Annotated in this window: 24 protein-coding genes; 10 read left to right on the forward strand and 14 right to left on the reverse strand. The window is 56.0% G+C overall.

All coding sequences use genetic code 11. From position 1 onward, the window contains the following. The 11 genes from HMPREF3135_RS02145 to HMPREF3135_RS11280 all read right to left on the reverse strand — a co-directional run bounded on the left by HMPREF3135_RS02145 (position 1) and on the right by HMPREF3135_RS11280 (position 9,119). On the reverse strand, positions 1 to 1,623 hold the full coding sequence (locus tag HMPREF3135_RS02145; protein WP_070437710.1) for a terminase large subunit: 1,623 nt from the start codon (positions 1,621 to 1,623) through the stop codon (positions 1 to 3). A 21-nt stretch (positions 1,624 to 1,644) separates the two neighbouring features. Beyond that, entirely contained in the window at positions 1,645 to 2,079 is a 435-nt protein-coding gene (locus HMPREF3135_RS02150; RefSeq protein ID WP_070437713.1) for a phage terminase small subunit, read from the reverse strand. A gap of 3 nt (positions 2,080 to 2,082) precedes the next feature. After that, on the reverse strand, positions 2,083 to 2,679 hold the full coding sequence (locus HMPREF3135_RS02155) for a hypothetical protein (RefSeq protein WP_210384696.1): 597 nt from the start codon (positions 2,677 to 2,679) through the stop codon (positions 2,083 to 2,085). Positions 2,680 to 2,946: 267 nt separating this feature from the next. After that, positions 2,947 to 3,246 (reverse strand): HNH endonuclease, encoded by a 300-nt coding sequence (locus HMPREF3135_RS11645; RefSeq protein WP_083280592.1) that lies wholly within the window; start codon positions 3,244 to 3,246, stop codon positions 2,947 to 2,949. 268 nt (positions 3,247 to 3,514) lie between these two features. Next, complete coding sequence (locus HMPREF3135_RS02160; RefSeq protein ID WP_070437719.1) at positions 3,515 to 4,138, reverse strand: hypothetical protein; 624 nt, start codon at positions 4,136 to 4,138, stop codon at positions 3,515 to 3,517. Positions 4,139 to 4,443: 305 nt separating this feature from the next. After that, positions 4,444 to 5,505, reverse strand: coding sequence for an HNH endonuclease (locus HMPREF3135_RS02165; RefSeq protein ID WP_070437722.1), 1,062 nt, complete (start codon positions 5,503 to 5,505; stop codon positions 4,444 to 4,446). A gap of 440 nt (positions 5,506 to 5,945) precedes the next feature. After that, positions 5,946 to 6,332 carry a hypothetical protein gene (locus HMPREF3135_RS02175; RefSeq protein WP_070437725.1) on the reverse strand — a complete coding sequence of 129 codons (387 nt, stop codon included), beginning with the start codon at positions 6,330 to 6,332 and terminating at the stop codon, positions 5,946 to 5,948. A gap of 2 nt (positions 6,333 to 6,334) precedes the next feature. Then, positions 6,335 to 7,147: a hypothetical protein gene (locus HMPREF3135_RS02180; protein WP_048731124.1), complete on the reverse strand. Its 813-nt coding sequence runs from the start codon at positions 7,145 to 7,147 to the stop codon at positions 6,335 to 6,337. Between the two features lie 599 nt (positions 7,148 to 7,746). Beyond that, a complete protein-coding gene (locus HMPREF3135_RS02185; RefSeq protein ID WP_141739560.1) occupies positions 7,747 to 8,250 on the reverse strand; it encodes a hypothetical protein in 504 nt (167 codons plus the stop codon). A 308-nt stretch (positions 8,251 to 8,558) separates the two neighbouring features. Beyond that, on the reverse strand, positions 8,559 to 8,870 hold the full coding sequence (locus tag HMPREF3135_RS02195) for a hypothetical protein (RefSeq protein ID WP_141739561.1): 312 nt from the start codon (positions 8,868 to 8,870) through the stop codon (positions 8,559 to 8,561). Then, the gene (locus HMPREF3135_RS11280) at positions 8,871 to 9,119 is read right to left on the reverse strand and encodes a helix-turn-helix domain-containing protein (RefSeq protein ID WP_141698017.1); all 249 of its coding nucleotides are present in this window, start codon (positions 9,117 to 9,119) and stop codon (positions 8,871 to 8,873) included. Between the two features lie 495 nt (positions 9,120 to 9,614). Between HMPREF3135_RS11280 and HMPREF3135_RS02200 the strand changes: the two genes are divergently transcribed. After that, positions 9,615 to 10,424, forward strand: coding sequence for a hypothetical protein (locus HMPREF3135_RS02200; RefSeq protein ID WP_070437734.1), 810 nt, complete (start codon positions 9,615 to 9,617; stop codon positions 10,422 to 10,424). A 176-nt stretch (positions 10,425 to 10,600) separates the two neighbouring features. On the opposite strand, the gene HMPREF3135_RS02205 is transcribed toward HMPREF3135_RS02200, so the two are convergent. Beyond that, complete coding sequence (locus HMPREF3135_RS02205) at positions 10,601 to 10,780, reverse strand: hypothetical protein (RefSeq protein WP_070437736.1); 180 nt, start codon at positions 10,778 to 10,780, stop codon at positions 10,601 to 10,603. A gap of 335 nt (positions 10,781 to 11,115) precedes the next feature. Next, positions 11,116 to 11,310, reverse strand: coding sequence for a hypothetical protein (locus HMPREF3135_RS11285; RefSeq protein ID WP_141739562.1), 195 nt, complete (start codon positions 11,308 to 11,310; stop codon positions 11,116 to 11,118). An 86-nt stretch (positions 11,311 to 11,396) separates the two neighbouring features. On the opposite strand from HMPREF3135_RS11285, the gene HMPREF3135_RS11290 reads away from it, so the two are divergent. The 3 genes from HMPREF3135_RS11290 (at position 11,397) to HMPREF3135_RS02225 (ending at position 13,042) form a co-directional block, all read left to right on the forward strand. Continuing rightward, positions 11,397 to 11,864, forward strand: a complete 468-nt coding sequence (locus tag HMPREF3135_RS11290; protein WP_141739563.1) for a hypothetical protein — start codon at positions 11,397 to 11,399, stop codon at positions 11,862 to 11,864. 291 nt (positions 11,865 to 12,155) lie between these two features. Beyond that, a complete protein-coding gene (locus HMPREF3135_RS02220) occupies positions 12,156 to 12,602 on the forward strand; it encodes a hypothetical protein (RefSeq protein ID WP_070437743.1) in 447 nt (148 codons plus the stop codon). Positions 12,603 to 12,718: 116 nt separating this feature from the next. Beyond that, positions 12,719 to 13,042 (forward strand): hypothetical protein, encoded by a 324-nt coding sequence (locus HMPREF3135_RS02225; protein WP_070437744.1) that lies wholly within the window; start codon positions 12,719 to 12,721, stop codon positions 13,040 to 13,042. Between the two features lie 89 nt (positions 13,043 to 13,131). Here the strand turns inward: HMPREF3135_RS02225 and HMPREF3135_RS02230 are convergent, their stop codons facing one another. Next, complete coding sequence (locus HMPREF3135_RS02230; protein WP_070437747.1) at positions 13,132 to 13,464, reverse strand: helix-turn-helix domain-containing protein; 333 nt, start codon at positions 13,462 to 13,464, stop codon at positions 13,132 to 13,134. A gap of 242 nt (positions 13,465 to 13,706) precedes the next feature. Between HMPREF3135_RS02230 and HMPREF3135_RS02235 the strand changes: the two genes are divergently transcribed. The 6 genes from HMPREF3135_RS02235 (at position 13,707) to HMPREF3135_RS02260 (ending at position 19,248) form a co-directional block, all read left to right on the forward strand. Continuing rightward, a complete protein-coding gene (locus HMPREF3135_RS02235) occupies positions 13,707 to 14,582 on the forward strand; it encodes a helix-turn-helix domain-containing protein (protein ID WP_070437750.1) in 876 nt (291 codons plus the stop codon). Continuing rightward, positions 14,582 to 15,070: a DUF4365 domain-containing protein gene (locus HMPREF3135_RS02240; protein WP_070437753.1), complete on the forward strand. Its 489-nt coding sequence runs from the start codon at positions 14,582 to 14,584 to the stop codon at positions 15,068 to 15,070. Before HMPREF3135_RS02235 ends, HMPREF3135_RS02240 begins: the two co-directional genes overlap by 1 nt. Further along, a complete protein-coding gene (locus HMPREF3135_RS02245; RefSeq protein WP_070437756.1) occupies positions 15,063 to 16,190 on the forward strand; it encodes a hypothetical protein in 1,128 nt (375 codons plus the stop codon). The genes HMPREF3135_RS02240 and HMPREF3135_RS02245 overlap by 8 nt, the downstream gene beginning before the upstream one ends. A gap of 78 nt (positions 16,191 to 16,268) precedes the next feature. Beyond that, on the forward strand, positions 16,269 to 16,685 hold the full coding sequence (locus tag HMPREF3135_RS02250; RefSeq protein ID WP_070437759.1) for a helix-turn-helix domain-containing protein: 417 nt from the start codon (positions 16,269 to 16,271) through the stop codon (positions 16,683 to 16,685). A gap of 481 nt (positions 16,686 to 17,166) precedes the next feature. Further along, positions 17,167 to 18,126, forward strand: coding sequence for a DUF3800 domain-containing protein (locus HMPREF3135_RS02255; protein WP_070437762.1), 960 nt, complete (start codon positions 17,167 to 17,169; stop codon positions 18,124 to 18,126). A gap of 12 nt (positions 18,127 to 18,138) precedes the next feature. After that, positions 18,139 to 19,248 (forward strand): tyrosine-type recombinase/integrase, encoded by a 1,110-nt coding sequence (locus HMPREF3135_RS02260; protein WP_070437765.1) that lies wholly within the window; start codon positions 18,139 to 18,141, stop codon positions 19,246 to 19,248. Positions 19,249 to 19,584: the final 336 nt, after the last annotated feature.

Consider the following 19,584-nt stretch of genomic DNA (forward strand, 5'->3'; position numbering starts at 1 on the left):
CTAGTAGAAAAATGCCGTGTCATCGACCGGCTCTGCCTTAAGTGATGGGTCGGATTTGACCATGCGGTAGACCATGCGAGCGCCAATCATGCAGACTGCCGCGTCAATCTTCTTCTGCGATGCCCGAGACTCCTTCCGCACCGTCTCGCCATAACGCCCGAGGTGCCGCTGAGCGTTGCGCACATGCTCACTCAACAGCGGGTTTCCGTCATGGGTAAACGCATGCTGCACAATCTCGGCTGCGGCAAGCTCACACGCCTGCGTGAACGGAAAGTCCTTGCTGCGCATATCCCAGGCAATCGGCTCGGGGTTGCGCGCCCCAGGTGTTGCCCACAGGCGCAGCTGGTCGCCGTAGCGCTCCGGCCAATCCACCTTGACAAAGCTCTCCCACTCACGGACATCAGCGAAAAACGCCAGCACCTCGAAGCGGTCAAACGCCCGCTGCACACCCGCCTCCACCGCCTCAACGTCAACGACGCCGTCCGGCGGCGGCGCCCACACGCCAGCGGTGAAAACATGTCCATCGTCCATGCAGCAGCCAATCAGCGCGGTGTGGTCATTCGACAAGGAACCATCGAAGAACAGCACAACCTGCTCACCATCGACGAGTTCACGGTCAGGCCTGGACATCTGCGCCCAGTCCTGCGGATCACACCACGAGTCCAGCGATGCAGTCGGCCAGTTCAAATACTTCCGCTTCGAATCATCAGGCCGCGCTTTCGGGTGCCAAATACGCGCCACAATCGCGTCCAGGTCAGCCCACGGGCAATCCTCATACACAAAAGCCAGCCCGGCGCGCAGGCTGGCTTCATCAGCGAGGTCGGTGTCTGGTGGGGCTTGGCGTGCGTCGTAGAGGATTTTGCGGTCGGATTTGGTGCGTCCGTCTTCTTGTAGCGTCCAGGCTTCGAATGTTTCTTCTCCGGCTGAGCCGGTGCCTGGTTTCCAGGCGTTGAGGGTCTCCAACATGCGGGAGCCGGACTTGGCGAGGTTATCCAGCAGCGTGCGGTGTAGCTCATTGCCGCCGTTGGAGTTGGTCCAGTGTTCGAGCTCGTCGCCGATGATGAACGTCGCTTCTGCGCCTTCAGCGGACGCTGCCGACGACGTGATGACTTCCAGTTTTCCTGCGGGTTCGACATTGATTTGTGTTTTTCCCGCATCGATTTGGTAGTCGCGGTTGAGCTGGGGTGCGGCGCGCTTTGCGACCATGGCTCGAACCATACGCATAGTGTTCTCGGTCTGGTCCTGGGAAACCGCCGCGATCTGCACAAGCGGCATGGGCTGCTGCTTGCCGACACAGCCGCCGAGAACGTTGTCGTCGAAATGGTCCAGCCGGACTGGCGCAAGCAACTCAATCAGCGCCATGACGGCTGCGAATGGTGACTTACCTGAGCCCTTGGCCAGCCGACGGGCTGCGTGGTAGTAGACGAACCGGCCTTCATCATCGACCGCGTAGAACCAGAGGATGAAGCGGGCTTGCTCGCGGGTGAATTGCCATCGTTGCCCGGCGCGGATGCCGTTGGGGTGGCGTAGGTATTTGGCTGCCCATGCGAGGGCGTTCCATCCGAGGGTGCGGGTGGGGATTCCTTCTGGGAGGGTTATAATCCTGTCGGCGGCGGCGACCATGTAGGTATCACCGCCTTTTCTTTATCCGGTTAGGTCGTTTTTGTATTTTTCCATCAGCAGGATTGCTGCTTGGGTGTTGTCGTCGATGTTCTTGGTCGCATCGGCGCGTTGCAGTTCGATGCGCAGTCGGCGGCGCGCTCCCTCTGTTGTTAGAAGGGAGTCCATCATGGAGTTGATCTGAGCAATGATTGCGGCGCGCACTGGCTCTGGTCTTTGCATCTCGTCGGACAGAATTGTGGCGCATAGGTGCGCTGCTGCCCAGTCGGATGGTTCGAAGAACACCGATTGGCCGGAATGCTTCAGGCTCCTGTACCAGCGTTTGGCGCTGATGTGCCAGCTGCGGTCTTCCGCTGGTGGCTTCACCGTTTCTGCACCGGCCACTTTCAGCGTTGCTGGGCCTTGCGGTTTATTGCGGCGTCGGCGCTGGTCTGACCGTTTGGGTACTGGGCCCGGCATGGCCTACCTCCTCCCTGTTGTTTGTCTAGGAAGCTTTCCTGTCTGATTCATGTCCTCGATGTCCGCGACTGTCTTCGTTAATGCAACCAGTTCGCCTGCGGACCACACGGTGGCGGTAGTGCGTATGAACCGTTCGGCGGAGTAGACCTCTACTCGTCCGTAATTGCGACCTTTGCTTTCCGGTAGGAGCCCGAAGATGTGGAGTCCTTTGCCGGAGACTGAGCGCTCAATGAATGCGCCCGGCGCAGCGTCGACAATCCGACGTGCCCATTGTTGGAGTTGCCCGTTGCTGAAGCAGTTGTCCAGGTCGATGCATGCGAATCCGCCGCCGAGCATGAAACCGTGCGGCTTCTTTTTGACGTCGCGGAACTGCGTCCATGTTTCTGGCTTGGTTGACGATGCTGGCTTGCCGTTGGTCTGCATGGGGCGCTTGCCGTCGGCGGCAACCCAGCGTCGTGCGTTGGTCATTTCCTTCGGGTAGCGGTTGCGCTGGCGGGCACGGTACGCCTTTTGTCGACACGCATTCGAGCAGTACGTCCGAATGCGGCCGGGTGCCTGCAACGGAAGCGTTGCACCACAGACTTCGCAACCTTTGTTCATACTTCGATTTTATCAGAAAACGTTACGTTTCACTGCTGTGACCTGGCCTTATGTTCGCCAATTAAAGACGGTCGCACAGGCCACGAAATAAGGCATCGAAGTTAGCGCTGCGCCAGTTTTAAACCCGCAGGTCAGCAAAGCGCGCCAGCGTTCAATCTAGCCCGTTTTCCTATCTGACCAGCGCAAATGATGGAACCCGTACACAAATTTAAAGGCAATGCCCTCCGCCCTGGCCAGACCCTAGAAACGAGGGCCCTCCCCCACCCCTCACAGTAGACCTGGGTGAGGCTTTACCCATACGGGCTGGCGGCGTCGCTGCCGGGCGCGGGTGGCTTCCCCTGCGGTCTTTTTCCTGTGGCACGACGAGCAGATAGCCCGGAGGTTTTCTAACTCATCATTGCCACCTTCGAAGACCGGCACCACATGATCCACTTCGTTGGCAATAAGTGCGCAGCCACGCAGCCGCGCTTGACATTCGAAGTGATCGCGCACCATGACCTGCTCAGCTAACGCTTTCGGTACGCCCCGGGATCTGGGACCCCGGGAGTTCGACTTCCACCCTGACATACCTGACACCTCCTGGAAGCAAGTGCCAGCTGGGGGCTACCGACTGACCTCTAGGAATTACTGGAGGGGTGTTGCTGTCCAGGTGGGACTCTGTGGTTTCCTGCCGTGACCCATCGCTGCCATTAGCGGAACTCGTGTAAGGCAATTGCGAATGTGCTGACATAAAGCAAAAGCTCTCAAACCATCATTTCAATTCAACGGTTTAAGAGCATGCGCTTCAGTCAAGCGTAGCTTAGCACACGGACTGTAAACCGCAGGTCACGAAGTTCTACCCTGTCGACCGCGTGTCGTCGCCACACTGATGTGCTGCGACTGCGCGCATGCAGTCTGCGATGTCGAAGAGTTCCACGCCTTCAGCGTTCAGCGTCGTTGGAATCTCGCCTTGCTTCGCCCACTTCCTCAACGACGTATGACTGACACGCACACCAAGCACCGCAAGAGCATCGGCAACCTGACGCGCAGAACCCTGCTGCGGAACCTCCCGCCGCGCCACCGGCTCAGGTGGACTCACCCTATCGCCTATCACCCGCCGATGATGCTCAACCTCAACGAGCACGCCATCAGCCCACGAGCGCTCCGCGACATCATGCACACGATCATGAAGCCAACGAGCCACGTACTCAAGGCGCCGGCTGGTTGGCGGCCGGCACTGCACCTCGTAGGCCAGCGCCTGCGCCCAGTCCCACAGGCACAACTCCGCCGCGTGCTCCACATCCAGCAGATACACCGGTAGTGGCGGGCGGGACTCCCGGGTACTCGGGGGCCGTCCCCCATTGACCCCGGAGGCAGGCGGAGAGGGGACCATCATCTCAGCGAGGGCGGGGGCCATAGATTCAATCGCGGACAATGCACGACCAAGCTGCTCAACCTGGTCCGGCGACAACGGTGGCATAAGGCTCCAATCAACAAGCCACAACAAAAAGAACTAGAGAACCAACAAAGGTAAGGGGGGTGGAAAGAAAGAGAGGGGAGGGATATTTAAAAGCCCTCCCGACCCGACCCGACCCGTCCCGACCCGACCCGTCCCGACCCGGTGCCAGCCCGACAACTACTCCCCTTGTCGAACGGTTTTTTCGTCGACGGGAAAGTTTTTGGGTACGACAAAGGCCGCGTCGTCAAAAGCGCGTAGGCTCTCTTGGACGCACCGCATGCTCGTTTGTTTTTCGCCCCTCCTATCGCGGGGCGTGTACTCGAAAACTAGTTGCGGCGGCGTCGGCGACGGCGACGTGCGAAAGGCTCCGCTCCTTTGGCGGGACCGGCATCGCGCACGTGCGATGCCTTACGGCCCTGCGGCGCACCGCCCGCATGGTGTGCGGGGAGTGCCGGAAGCGACTGGACAACATTGACTTGAATAGTCTCGGCTGGCTGCCGAGAACTCCCTTTGGCGGCTCTACCCTCAGACTCAACCTGGCCATGGGAATCAGTATTGGGGAACTGCGGCTTGCCGGGCTCCTGGCTTGGGCCCGCGGCCGGGGACGTAGCGCGTACCGTTTTTTCTTCCTGAGAAGGGGTCACTTCCCGACTGGCTGCCGGGTTGTCCTGGGCCTCAACCTCGTCCGCGATAAGCGGATTCGGGAGTCCCTCCTTCTTGCACCAGCGCGCAACGAATCCCTCCCAGCGGGAGAGCTTCTTGCGCAGCTCCGGGCCATACATTGGAGACTCTGGTGGGTCGAGGAGCGGAAGTTCCTCCTCGGCGCGTTCGCCTAATTCATGCCGCAGCTGATTACAGCCACGGCATGCCGTCACATAATTGTCTGGGGTCGTCGGCGCATCGATGTCACGGTGGTCGTACTCACGGCCACGATCGGACTTCTTATCGCCCCAGACCACTTCATCACCGCAGTACCGGCACTGGTCTCCATCACGGAGCATGACCGGCACCTGCAACCCAGCACGGTTTTGATCGTTGCGGCGTTTCGTTGCCTTCGACTTCGCATCGGAGCGGATGACATGAACAAACGATTCACGCTCAACGAGCATGAATTGCCGCTCACCTTCAGACTCCACCTCGGTGATAATCCCGATAGTGATCAGATCCTGAAGTACAGGCTCCACCCGGCTAATGCCGATATGCCGGACGGCTGCACCATAGGTGATTTTGTAATCCGTCCACTGCTGCGCAGAATGCGTAAACAACGCTGACGCCGCGCCTTTGAGTTCACTGACCAGACGGTCATCGCCACGTTCGGCTGCCAGCTCGTAGGCTCGCATCCACTCCGGGGCCTCGTTGAAAGTATCGCTGACCCTTACCCATGCCATGGTGCATCACTCCCGGACCGGGGCTGCCCAGCAGAAATATGGGAAGCGGTAACAATCATTCTTCGAACTCCAAATCAAAAACCGGCGCGGTAACAAAATGAACCAACACAACTGCTTACGGATCTCTACAACAAGGCACTGGTAGCGCCACGGCTAATCCTCGCTTTCCTCGTGATAACCGGCTTGGTCATCACCTTCATCAGACGGATAAGGCCACATGGTGTTCGCAGAAACAGTGCGGGACAGCACCCGGTACCGCACAGGCAAGCCATATGTGCGGGCCCGCAGACTGCACGCCTGGTGCACATCTTGTGCCTGTTCTGCGCTCATCCATGTCACCCCAGCGACGCGCAATGAATTCCATGTGTATCCGCCATCTGTTGACGCCACCACACAGAACTGCCTGACGGCCTTGTTATTGCTTACGCCGCTGTCACCCATCAAGAAACCTTCCCCGTTACTGCCGGCCGTTGCGCCCACTGACATGCAGACAGCAACTGCGCTGCCGTCCGACGAGCCTCGTCGACTGAGGCGAACTCAATGTCCCCCAGGCGAACCTGGGGGCTACCACAGGCGGACATACTCCGAGATGCTTCAACATCGCCGAACTGTGCGATATCACGGCCGTAACGCCCAACATTCCATGAGTAGCAATGCTCAATGAACAGCTTGTCCGGCCGCACGAGCTGGACCTCCACCTCGCGGGCGTACTCGTTCGCAGTCCTAACAGCGTCTTCCCACGAGCCACACCACGCGATGCCACCGGTATCGTCCTCAACAACCCACGGCAAAAAGCTACTTCCCGTCTTCTTCACCTGGAGCGTCATGACTACGACAGTCCTCCCAACGGCCGCGCGACAACAACACGTCGCGCAACAGGCGACCCGGTGTTCTGCTGCTCGTCGACGCCGTCCAACTTCTCCTCGTCACCGTCCGCAGGATTCGACCCGTCCGGATTACAGACCCACACGACCGCGAGCTGCGGAGCCGTGGCCACAAACTTCGCTTCGGCCGTCGAAGGGAAGCGAGTCACCACAGCCCCAATAGCCCGCGCTGCCTTCTGCAACGCGACTTCCTGCGCCGGTGTCGCACGAGTAAGGACGCCGGACTGCGAGACCATGGCGGAACTCCGCTCCTTCGCGTGCACTTCCTGCAGCACCTCGGAGACATGCTTCGCGACTCCTTCAAGCGGCTGCCTCGGCGACTGCACCGGGCGACGCGTCTTATGCGGTTCAAATGGCAAACCGTAAACAAGCGCTATCTCAATGAAGTCCGCCGAAGCGGCAACCTCGACCTCAACCGGCCCAGCGTTCGTTACCTTCTGAATCGCAACTTCGGCTAACTCCTTCGCGACTCGAGGCGCGACATCCACCGAACCGGAGGCGATCACGTCGACACCGGGCACTTCCGCGGCGCCCATCATCATCGGGTTGGCCGCAGAGACAGTGACCGTCGAATCCTCGCGAACATCAATGCGAATCGAATCGAACTGCGCCGCGGTATCGCCCGGCACTGCGATTGGGTGGACTGCCTTCAACGCGTTCGAGAACTCTACGGCTGGCGCCACGAACCGGAAGTGCCGACGCTGCTGTGCTTTCGGCGTCGCATCAACGACGTCTACATCATCTGCTGCTGTCGTCATTTCTTGGAATCTCCTGTCCATCAATGGTTAATTGCCCTGGAATCTCAGTGCGGGTGGGGCGCTTGCGAGGGCCAAGGAATCGGTAGATCTGAATTTGGCGTCGCGTTTGTTGCTGCTCCCACCAACGCTGCGCAGCTGATTCATCTGATGTCATCTAGCTGCCGCTTTATAGTTTTTCGTCATCTCATTGAGCCGCTTGCGTTCACGCGCAGCACGCCGCTGTTGCATGCGTTGTTTCTCCCGCTCAGGCATGCCCGCTCGCCGTTTGCCATGAGCACCGGCGCATACATGCCGCTGGAACAGCAAATACCCCTGAGACCGTTTCCGCAGAGCTTCTTCCGCGCTGAGGAACACGGCAGCACCATGTACGATCTGCACGGTCCCATCTGGGTCAGACGATGCATCAAGGGCAAGCCGATGCCCCAATGGTGTGCACGCCCACCGGATAGGGAAACCGCAATACCTACAAACCTTTTGGCGTGGCATTTTTCCTCCTTATGTTTGACTGCTATCGGCTGCTTAGTGTTTTTCGCCGCGGTGGACTATCCGCAACACGTGGGCTTCGACCTTCATCTGGAAAATCAGCCATCGTCGGCGCATCATGCTGATTTCAGCCCCTCCATACGCTGCTTGACGACGGGAACTGCAGCCCACGCTTTCTGCGCCGACAGGCCATCCCTTTTCCGGCACCATGCAATCGCTTCCCGAAGGGTGGCCCCTAATGACGTGAAGTGCAGGAGATCTAGCGCGGTAGCTTCCGCATCGGAGAGCTCAAACTCAACCTGCGCCATCGCATTAACATCAGCCATAGCGACGGATGAAGTACCGGAGATGATTGCTTCCACTGCGTGACAGCCCACCTGAGCTGACTCAGCGATATGTTCTACTGACATTCCCAGTTCGATGAGCTCGAGAACATGTCCCCGAGCATCAAGCCGGCACACCTCATAATCGCCGGGCGGAACTTCCTCAATGCCCACCGCGGTCTTCAAAGCGTCTTGCAGCGAATTGCAGATCACGGCCGGCGGAATCCCTGCCATTGCTACCTGCCAGCGACCGTCTGAGATTCGGCGGGCGCACCGTGGCTTATCTTTCTGGTTCACCTTGCACCTCACTTGCGATGTGCTCGATGAACTCCTCAAGCTGGCGCATAACGCGCTTGTCATCCTTATTGAAAGTGACCAGGTTCTCCAAGGCCCCTCTGGTGATGAACTGCTGCCCATCCCCATGCCGACCTAACCGCCGAGGCAGCGTTGCCGGAAACCTCAGACTACGAGGCATCTCTGACATCACATCACCGAACGACACCTCGAAATCGATCGTGGCCGGCTTCCTACCGCCTCGGGGCACGGGAACTACTACGAGCACCCACCGATTCTTCGGTGAGCGAACCCTACGAAGCTGTTTCATGTCATGCCTCCGGCCAATACCGGGTCGCAGAGACACCACTGTTGTTCTTTTTCATCTGAAGAACACGCTCAATGTTTTTGACAGACTTTGAAATAAAGACCGCCGTGCACAACCAGAAAATTGTTGTGATTGTCCAAATGATTGGCACAAAATTGAAATTGTCGTAGCCGGTAATGATGACCATTACAAAAGAGGATGCGGCAAGAATCAGCGACATTGCCCATTGCAATTTGTTCCTGGTGTTGACGTGGTCCAGCAAATCGTAGGCGTCACGCCACATTGAGCGGCTGAACTTAACGTTTGGATTACTCATTTATGCTGCTCCCCTTGGTGCTTCTGGAAGCCCCTCGCGCTCAATGCGATGAACCTCGGTGACATGGATGAGGTACGGGCGTCGTGATCCTGGTCGACGGCGAGGACCCACGTACTGCAAACGACCTGCGTTTAAGAGCGCGTAGATATAGTTCACGTGTACTCGGAAATGCTTGGCGACTTCCTTGGGTGTCCACATCACTTGGTCTTGCGTTGGCATGGTGACCTCGTTCCTTGCGGTATGCTTCATGGCAGTGTTCCTTTCAACACTTTCGGCCTGTCCCTGGTGCTAGCGGGGGCGGGCCCTTTTATTTGGTTTGTGAGGCGCGCAGCCAAACCGCCGTGCGAAAGGCCCACGGCATTGTGGCTGGCTTGCGACGACCGATTCTCATATCGCCTACGCGCCAGTGCCCGGCAGAGGAATCGAACCTCTGAGTAACCATTCGGGCTGTTCTTATTTCGCCAATTTGCTGTAGTCCGACCAACGGACTCGTCTGGCTGTATATGGATGTGTAAGCGGAGTGCGACACCTATCTGCGAGCACCAACACTTCGGCAACAGTGCCGACTGCCCGGTAAGGAATCGACACTGACGTGTCGTTGTCCGTATTGGTGATTGTGATTTCGCTTTCGGTGGCGTCGATTCTCGTGCTCCCGATTGCTGCTTTTAATTCCACGTGTGCTCCCCTTTACTGCCCTGGTTTTATTGACACAGTTGGATTAGTGTCAGCCGTTACGATTTGTCCATGAGTGAAAACGAATTCCGGCGCCTCGTAGCTCGAGTAGAGCGAGCGGCTTCGCACCGCCACGAGCTGTGGAGTCTTGGTGCCGAACATCTGAAGGCGAATCCGATTGAGCGCCGGGTTGTAGGCGACGGCGATATCCGTTCCTTTCGCCTCCATGCGACCGCACCTGTGCCAACCGAGCTGTCCCTCATCTTCGGAGAGTGGCTGTACCAACTTCGTGCCGCTCTCGATGGGCTGATGTACGAAATCGTTGTCCGAGAAACCAAGTTGGACCCTCCGCCAAATGCCGGCCGGATTTCCTACCCGTTGTGCAGATCTGCTGACGCTTTCGCTTCGTGCAATACCTATGGGGTTTCCGATAGGATTCGCCGAGCCATTGAACGCACGCAGCCCTATCACGCCACCGGAGGATTCAGCGGAAGTGCGCTGTGGTGGATTCATGATCTCGCTCGAATTGACCGCCATCGACGTGGGCATTGCCTCGTGTGGCGCATTATCGAGCTGCAGGTCAATTCCAACAGCCCGGCCATCGACGCCTCGCGCTGTGGTGTATGCAATCAGTTCGAGGCTTTCATCCGGGGTGATGAGGAGTTGGAAGCCGCGTGGATCGCGCTCCGCCGCGGCGTCGAACTCAACTCGAATGACGGAGTAGATATCACTTGGCGTCTCCAATTCGATGTAGCCGACTGGGTCCAGCGCATTCCCTTCAGCTATGGCGTTTGGAGCCTCGATGACCGAATGGCCAACGCAGAAATGTATCTCAGTAAGACCATCGAGTTGTTCGAGCAACTCTTCATTGTTGATGACTAGGTACTGGCTTAGGCCACTGTCATGGAGTCTGGTCAACATTCGTTGACGCAGTTGGCCTCTAGCGTTGGCTAAATCCATGTACTTCATCGCTGCTTCCTCCTTTCTCTTGCCGACGGTTGCCCTGCCCAGCGCCTTCCCCAGTGCTGGGCGGATTGATTCGTTAGTCAGCCAGCCAGCTAGGGCACGAGTTGCGTTAGGTCTTCGGCGACGCGTTGCGCCTCCTCGATAGAGATATCGATTACGTTCGCTCCATGAGGTAGGTGCATCGCTACTCGGAGATCATCGCGGGTGTCGTAGCGGTAAATCCTCACTCCGCTGATTGGGCTCTTCATTTGGGCATCTGTTTGCGTAGTCATGTCGGTATATTCCTTCTTTGTGATAAGGAGGTGAATAATGGACGATTTCGAAGCTCTTAAAGAGCAAGCGCGGCGCTCATACCGTGAATGCTGCGAAAACACTGACCTATGCAAGCGCTCAGTACTTGCTACACGTCACTCTGCGGACCAAGCGCAAGGCGCGAAAGCTCATATCGAGGAGCTACTCACACAAGCGCCTGAAGCTGAATTGCCAGCCGTCAGAAAGGCGTATGCCGCTACCGTGAGATCCTGTGAATCCGCAGAACGCTCATATCTGGATGCGGTGAGTGCATATGAAGCTGCGGTAGCTAGTCGCGACGAGGCGAGAGCTGTTTTTATGAAAACTTTCGGTGAAGAGCCCTAGCTACATCGATTGCTTTCCTGCTGTGGCCGTGGGCGCGTTCTGCAGAATTATGTGCTGCATCAGCGGCATTTTTTGCGACTGCAGCCCACTTTGTTGCCGCGGCGATAGTTTTTGATGACTCCCCTGGTGCTGCAACATCAGGGGTTTCATTTTCCGAATTTGCCATGTTTGCTTCCTCCTTTCGCTTGTAGATGTTGTTTCCGGATAGCTCCCCTGCCCAGTGGTTTCTGAGAGCTCAACTAGTGTTGATGTATGGATTTCGGAACAGTCTCGTCATGGGTAGCAGCCGGCATCTCTTTCGCTTCCGTAGGCGGTGCTGCTCTTTGGTCTTGGTGGAATCGCCCCTTGGTTGACTGGTCATTTACCGGGGAACTCTCCAATCCATCGAGAGACGAGAAACGGCTCATTATTTACGGGTCTTGCGGAAACTTCGGCGACGGCAATGCTCACCGCGTGAGCGTGTGGATTCACCGAGATGCCGAGTACCGCGAGCAAAAAATCGCAACTTCTCCTTTGCTGCGTCCAGGAGACTCTCTGGAATTCGAAACATCATTGCGCTTCGAGGACGTTTGCAATGCAGTCGTCTTCGTGCAGTGGACTCCGGCACCAATTCGTCGCCGCACTGAGCGCAAATCTGCGAGATTCCGTGTTGCTTCCGAATTCGAGCCAACTCCCTTCGTCGATTCGCTTCTCCGGAAACACCAATCCAGCCAGGATTAAATCTGCATCCGTACTGGCACTCGCCTCCCTTGTTCGACAAGTCGTCCACACGATTGCTGGATTGGAGCGACGTATCGCACGGCTTGAACGGCAGGTCGGCGAACATCCTGTCGACTAGATCGCTGTCCCATCGCGTCGACTGTGGTACTCGCAGCATTCGCGCGGTGGGACATTCCTGTGTGTTCTCGCACATCTCTATTTCCTCCTTTCGCTTGTCGACGGTTGTTGCCCGGCACCTTCCCCAGTGCCCGGCGTTTAAACTTTCTAGATAGGCACTAGTTAGGAGCTGTCATGGGTTTCTTGTCCTTCTCCCCGTTTGTCCCGTTCCGTTTGTCTGTCAAAGACTCGATTCTTGGCAGCGTCTTCAAGGCACTGAACGATGGGCTTCACGAGGGAATGCTGGTCTCCATATGCGCACCGGACATTGATGACGGGAGTTATCTCGAAATCGATGTGGCTAACTTCGTCCCCGGAGTCGTCACTAAGAGCGGTGAGCACATCACCAAGGATTCGCACGTAATGTTCGCGAAGCCGCATTTCGGTGGGGCCGAGATCCCGGCTGATGAAGTCCTTGTCGAGCAGCTTCTTCATGTCATGGATGAAACTGACGGCTGCATCGTGTTCGATGTCAATGACGAACTTGTGCTTGAGCCTGATGTGGCAAAACACATCCGTCTCAACGCTCGTAGGGTCAATCCCTTTGACGGCATCATCTTCCCTTTTCCAGGCCATGATTAGCTCCTCCTTTCGCTTGTTGACGGTTGTTGCCCGGCACCTTCCCCAGTGCCCGGCGTTTATCCAGTTGGATATGATTTCCGCTTAGGGGACGCTTCCCCGGATGGGAGGTGATTAGGATGTCTTTTTCGCAAATCTCTGACGAAGATTTCGCGGAGGCTATCGGCAGTTTCAACGACGACAACATGGCGACTCTGACTGTTGGGCCTGTCACATACACCGCCCCTTGCGCATTTATCGAGTACCAGGTCGCGTTGATTAACGCGGCGCTGTTGTCTGATGCAGGTTTTGAGTTCATGGAGTTTGGAACTCACGAGAGCGGGACAACGACCGTTCTTGTGAGCTCGTCTACTCCAGTGAATGCGAAGTGGCCTGAAGGCTATTCTCCGTTTGAGAAGCCGAATAAGTTGCTTGACTCGGTCGCTCATACTGACCTCCTTTAGCGTGTGGTCTCCCCGCCTTCTTTTTCTTGCCAGTTGAAGATGGCGGGTTTTCTTTTTGCCCGGCGCGGTTGGTCTTGCTGCCTTGCTGGTTAAGCGGCTTGGTATTCGGTGCTGTAGGTGATGCGGCGGCGGTGGGATGGGTCCTTGTAGTCGATGTCCGGGTAGACGGTTTGGTCTGGCCGGGGTCGCATAATTGCGATTTGTGGGACTGCGAGGATTTCCGCGGCACGCGCTAGAAGCACGTTTGTGAGCTTCTTCCGCCCCGCTTCGATGTTGCGCAAGTACGGTGTTGACACGCCTAGTTCCCTCGAAAAATCCGCCTGGCGCAATCCTCGGAGTTCACGGAAGCTCGCTAAAGCAGCGCCAACCTGTACCCAGTCCCGCTGTGCTACTGGTGCATTTGCATTTCCCAATTTGCTCACCTCCTAATTCCTCTTGGTTCCTATCCTCGATTCTTACCGTACAGGAATCTGTAGGAATTTAACAATGAACAAACCAGGAATCGGAGGGGAATCTTGATGAATATGCACTTCAAATCGGAACAACACTACTGGAATTACCAGTTTGATTTTCCTGCCACCCAGGGGAAACAGTCGCCATATTCCAGGTTTTGATTCCTCAAAGTTCCTGCCACAATGGGGGTATGAAACTCCTCGGCAATGCAATGAAACAGCGACGTCTGGCACTCAACCTGACGCAGTCAGACGTGGCAGAGCTCGCCGGGGTAACGGTTCGAACAGTCGGCAAGCTTGAGCGCTCGGAAGCAACCAAAGTCAAAGCCTTGACTGCGGCCGGGATCGAACGCGCTCTGCAATGGGCGCCCGGTAGCCTCGACGCAATCCACAATGGCGGCGAGCCAACGGAGTTACAACAGCCACCTGAGACGCCACCCGTCGTTAAGCAACCACTACCCCAGCCCGGCGCGGGTAGTGGTGATGATTTAGGTGAGTTGCGTGAGTCGATTCGTCATTTGGATTCGTTGCCGGTGTATGCACAGCGGGTTGTTTTAGATCAGGCGGTTGATGAGTTGCCACGTGCGGTTGATGCTTTGGATAGCGGGCGGCGTGGTCGGCTGGTGCGGTTTGCGTTTGGACTGTGGGACGAGATGGAGGATGTGGCGTCTTCTGCTCTGCGTTTGGCGGTGACGCTCGGTGACGGTTCGCGTGTGTGGGAATTCTGTGGTGATGGGCGCTGGGTGATGATTCGAAGCCTGTATGCAGAGCCGGGACATGCTCCGTTTCCCGACAGGGCTGGCGGGCCAATGCCTAGCACGATGATTGAAGAGCGCTTTGGCACACTGCAGGAGCTGCCCACTTCGGTCGTGGAGCATATCGAGCGGGAATGTGTCGGCCGGCGGGTGGATGCTGCCGAGATTCTCGACATGTTTTTCAGCAGCGGGGCGCTATCGAATCAACGAGACGATACAGGACAGTCACCAGATGCGGATGCCGCAGGCGAGGCGGGTGATTCGGCGGCGTCACCTGACGCTGATTCCGGGTATGGGATAGGCGGGGCAAATCCCAGCATCAGGGGTGCATAATGGCTGGGGTAGATTTCACTCTCCTAGACAGCAATCTCAGAAAGAGTCGCTTGAGCGCGAGCTTTTTCCGAGCGATTTGCGCCGATGCAGGCTTCCCTTGTGAAGAGACCTCAATCGACGAGGATATTTACGGAGTCGATGGAGCTATCAACCTCCTCGAGGCTCCTCTGCGCGTGCAATTGAAAGCAACTTCTGCAATCCAGCCGACCGATAAAGGGCTAAGATTTCACATAAAACAAGAGTGGGTTGAGAAGTGGAATCGGTCCGCACTCCCTGTCTATCTGATTGTTCTAGTGCTCGATCCAGTTGACAGCTGGGTAGAGCATCAGGCACAACAGACAGTTCTAAAAGGGAAAGCCTACTGGTATAACGTCTCAAATCTCGCAGACGGAACCAAAAGTCTTCTGATTCCAAACACGAATCGGATTCACGCGGACACTCTGAGGCAATGGGCAATCAAGGAATTGAAAGGAGGATACGGTGGATAACGACCCACTCGTCACGACCATCCATTCGCTGCTCACGCAGCACGGTTGGACAGCAGCGTCACAAGGTTCCGTGGGAGAGCTTTGGGCACCTAATGGCAATCTTGAAGAACCAATCCGTGTCGGGATTCCTTTTCAGCTCAGCGATGATCTCGTTGCGTATGAAGGCGTAGTCAAACGCATCGCATCGGCACTAGGCTCCGATTACCGCACCATTGATGCCCAGATTCAGCACTGGAACGTCGATATCACTCGTATACGTTCCCAATACATTGAATTAGACCCCGAGATTACGTTCGGCGCACCGCTGTCAGTAGTTAGCACACTTCTGTCAGGCACACGGAAAATCTTCCAGTCTGCAGCTTTCACCTCACGGAAAAGGCGAGCCAACATCGGCAGCAACCTCGACAAGGAAAGCCGCCGGAGGTTTGAAAGCATAAGAGCTGGTTACACCGAACGCGGCTCCTACATTCTCCCCGTGTACGTACCTGTCACAGAACCAATGGCACCTGAAGAAGGAATCCCAGTCCCTTCTCCCGAGCGTTCCATCACCCGAACGGTTGCAAAATCGATTGCCTTAGTCGACAAGCTCATCATCCAACCTGAGAAAGTACCCACTCCAAGTGAAGTGCGCGAGCTCATCGATGTTGGAGTTTCAAAGGAACTCCTCTCCGGTATTGAAGAGCTAGTCCATGGAACTCAGTCTGGCGATTCAGAAACAACCTTCGAATGGGCGCCTTCACACGCAGAAGTAGAACCTGCTAAAAATCTCCCTGAAAGAATCGTAGTTCCACGTGAAGCACACGAACTCCTTTCAAGAGCATCCGAATGTTTCGTTACTGAATGCCCTTCTTCCGAATTCATCGAGGGAACCATTAGAGCGCTAGCACGAGACGATGATGGCAGAAGCACGATTACGCTCAAAACGAAGCGCAACGGCCGAGATGCACATGTTGATGTGAAAATCGGAACCGTATCAGACGTGTACCTCGATGATTTGCTGAAGTGGTTCAGAGATGGAACGACGCTATCGTGCGAAGGCGTAATACAACGAATCTCTGGAACCTTGACGATGGAGGCATCAACTGGCGTTTACGCCGCCCCCAAAATCGACTACTCCTAACAGCCCATGGCACGGAGTTGATAGCAGCGACGAAGACTGGGCTGAACAACGTGTCGATGAACAGAGAGGAACGTAGGTATGGGTGACTACTTTGCCGATACACCACATGTCTACCTGCCTGCTGCTAGCCAAGAGCAGGCGAAGACACGGGGGAATAGCATGTTTTTGGACGATTTGATTACCCCAGAAGATCAGCTGGGCATCGACCTAGCCGATGCGGAAGTAGATCTCATCGAGCAACTCATCGCTATTCGCAAGCAGCGAGGCCTGTCACAAGCGCAGGTAGCCGAATCGATGGGCGTCGACAGGTCTGCTGTTACACGATTCGAGAAAGCAATCTTCGGAGCAAAGCGGCCGAATATCACCACAGTTCGCCGCTACGCGACAGCAGTTAACGCCTACATCGCCCCGCTCGTAACACAGGCAGAGAACTACAAGGGACTCCAATCGTCCCTTCGACGCAATCTCAAGCGCCTGCAAGAAACAGATAAATAGCTTGGCGATAAGTTCACACCACAGCTCGCTGAAGACAACGGCATCGACATCGACGAGCTGTGAGATTCATGAAGCAATAAGGCATCTCGGCAGTAGATGTTTCATACTTGGGAAAACTATAACCTGCTGGTGGATAATATACTTCGATTTGAAACATCGGGAGTTTATCCATGCGCCAGTTCACGTGGCTGGAGAACTAACGAACCCGTCAGAATCGCAGTCGAACGCACAGCCGAGATACCCAAAGACGCACTAGGACGACCAGAAAAATCCCAGGAGACGGAAGGTGCCACAGAAGGAAAAAGCTGATGTAATCCAGCTTTTCGATACCAAGTAGACACACCCTACATTCGCCCTACTTGCGGAACATTCAGAAACTCTGTACTTTCCGTAGTAGTGGCGGCACTGAAACACGTGTTACGCGCTAATTCCGACGGCCAGTGCTCTAAGCGCTGGCCGTTGAGTACATAAAGGCGGAAAAATGCTCATCGCATATATCGACGAATTCGGTCATCAAGGCCCATTCATCAAGCCAAACCACCCAAAGTATGGTGAACATCCCATCTTCGGCTATGCCGGCTACATCCTCCCCGCAGCCAATGTCCGGCAGTTAGGTGGCTTCTTTGAGTTCACTAAAGAAAACCTCCTATCTTGGGAGATTGAAAAAGCAGGCGTCCACCCACGGCGATGGGAAAAGAAAGGCGCAAGCCTGCTCACCACTAAAAACATTGAACTATACGGGACCGAAATCACTCCTGCCCTGAACCGCATTTACTACCAAATGCAGAAGCAAGGCGGGCACCTATTCTTTTACGGGCAGGAAAAGCCTCTCGGCCCCGTAAGTGAGACCCACGAATCGTCTCAAGAACGCGAGAATCACTGCCTATTCCAGACCATCCAGCGCCTCGGCTCATACGCTACGAGCAGAAACGAACAGTTACTCGTAATCATGGACGGCACCGATGCTCACAACAGAGAACGAGCAGTCGCTACGCTCGGCAAAGCCATTTACTCTCGATCCATCCCCGACACCAACAGCGTCATTGAAGTTCCAATCCAAGCCGACAGCAAAATGTACGGCACAGTGCAACTCGCGGACTGGACATGCGCACTCCTATCACGCCTAACCCACTACCACTTCGCTAGCCCGTCAGATTTTAGCTGGTCAGTCGACCTCGCCAACACCGTGTGGAAAAACCTTCGATTCACCAACAATTCAATTATATGGACAAACTCTGATAATCACGCCTATAAATGCTTCCCCGACAAGCTACGCAGCGCTACCCCATTTTGGCAGAAACGAAACTCGTACGAGGCAAAGCAACAGCGCAAGAAGGAACGCAACCGCCAACTGCAACAGCGAGTCCTAGATGCTGCTTCGCCCGAGTTCAAACAGAAAATTAAAGAAATACGATCAGGCAGATCAACCACGACTTCCTAAGATGGAGCACCCATGGCCACCATCTCCCCCTACACCACCAAAAAAGGCCGCCGTTGGGAAGTCCAATGGACCCGCCCCGATGGCCGACGTACCCGCAAACGTGGATTCCCCACTAAAATCGCCGCCCAAGCGTGGTTTGAGGACCAAAACACCGCACGCCGAAAAGGCTCCTGGGTAGACCCCGCTAAAGAAGACACCCGTATCGATACCCTCGGCGAACGTTGGCTCGCCATGCAAACCCACCTGAAGCCTTCCGGGTTACGCTCCATCAAAAGCGTCTGGAAAAACCACGTCAAACCCACCTGGGGAGCCCGCACCGTCGGCAGCGTCCGACGCTCCGAAATCCAAGAATGGATCTCCACCTTCCCCCTCGGCGCCACATCAGCCCGGCGCGCTCATAATGCGTTGTCTCAGGTGTTTGATTTGGCGGTTGATGATGGGTGTGTGGCGGTGAATCCGGCGAAGGGGGTGCGGTTGCCGAGGAAGCCTAAGCCGGTGAAGGTGTATTTGACGATGGAGCAGGTGCGGACTTTGGCGGAGGAGTCGAGTCAGCCGGCGATTGTGTGGTTTTTGGCGACGACGGGTGTTCGATGGTCGGAGTTGGCTGGGTTGCAGGTTGGGGATTTGAATTTGAGTGGTCGGCGTGCGTATTTGGAGCGTGCTGCGGTGACTGTTGGTGGGCGGGTTGAGATTGGTTCGTTGAAGAGTCATGAGAGTCGGAGTGTGGCTATTCCGCGGTTCGTGTGTAATTTGCTGGAGCCGATTGTGTCGGGGCGCGGTTCGGAGGAGTTTGTGTGGCCTGGGGCGGATGGTGATGCGTTGAGGTTGCCGGGGCATGGTTCGTTTTTTCATGGGGCGTTGAAGCGTGTGCGGGCGGAGGATTCGAGTTTTCCGGTGGTGACGGTGCATGGGATGCGGCATGTGGCGGCGGGTTTGTTGGTGTCGTCGGGGGCGTCGGTGAAGGTTGTGCAGCGTCAGTTGGGGCATGCGTCGGCAGCGATGACGTTGGATACTTACGCTGATTTGTTCGATGGTGATTTGGATGCGGTGGCGGATGCGATGGAGATTGCGCACTTAAATTTAGGTGAGCCAAAAGTGAGCCAAAAACGGGGTGCCGCTTAGCCCCTATACTGGTCAGCGTGTTTTTGGGGGCTTGTTTTTGTGAGTTCGAGTCTCACCGGGGGCACGATTTTAAAACCCGCCTTCACCTGACTTTTAGCCTGGTGGGGGCGGGTTTTTGGTTGCCCGCGTATTCATTATCTTTCACTCTTTTTCACGCACTTTCACGTACTTTCACGGGTATTTTGCACCAAAAATGAGCCAAAAAAGAGCCACGTATTGCCTGCTGAATCCTGCGTTAACTCCTGGGTGAATCTGTTTTTGGGCATAAGAAAACCCCGCCACTACCGATTGAGTGAACGGGGCAGTGCGGGTTAAGTGACAAAAAGTGTGTCTGAT

It is taken from the genome of Corynebacterium sp. HMSC14H10 (assembly GCF_001807105.1).
GTDB classification, from domain to species: domain Bacteria; phylum Actinomycetota; class Actinomycetes; order Mycobacteriales; family Mycobacteriaceae; genus Corynebacterium; species Corynebacterium jeikeium_D.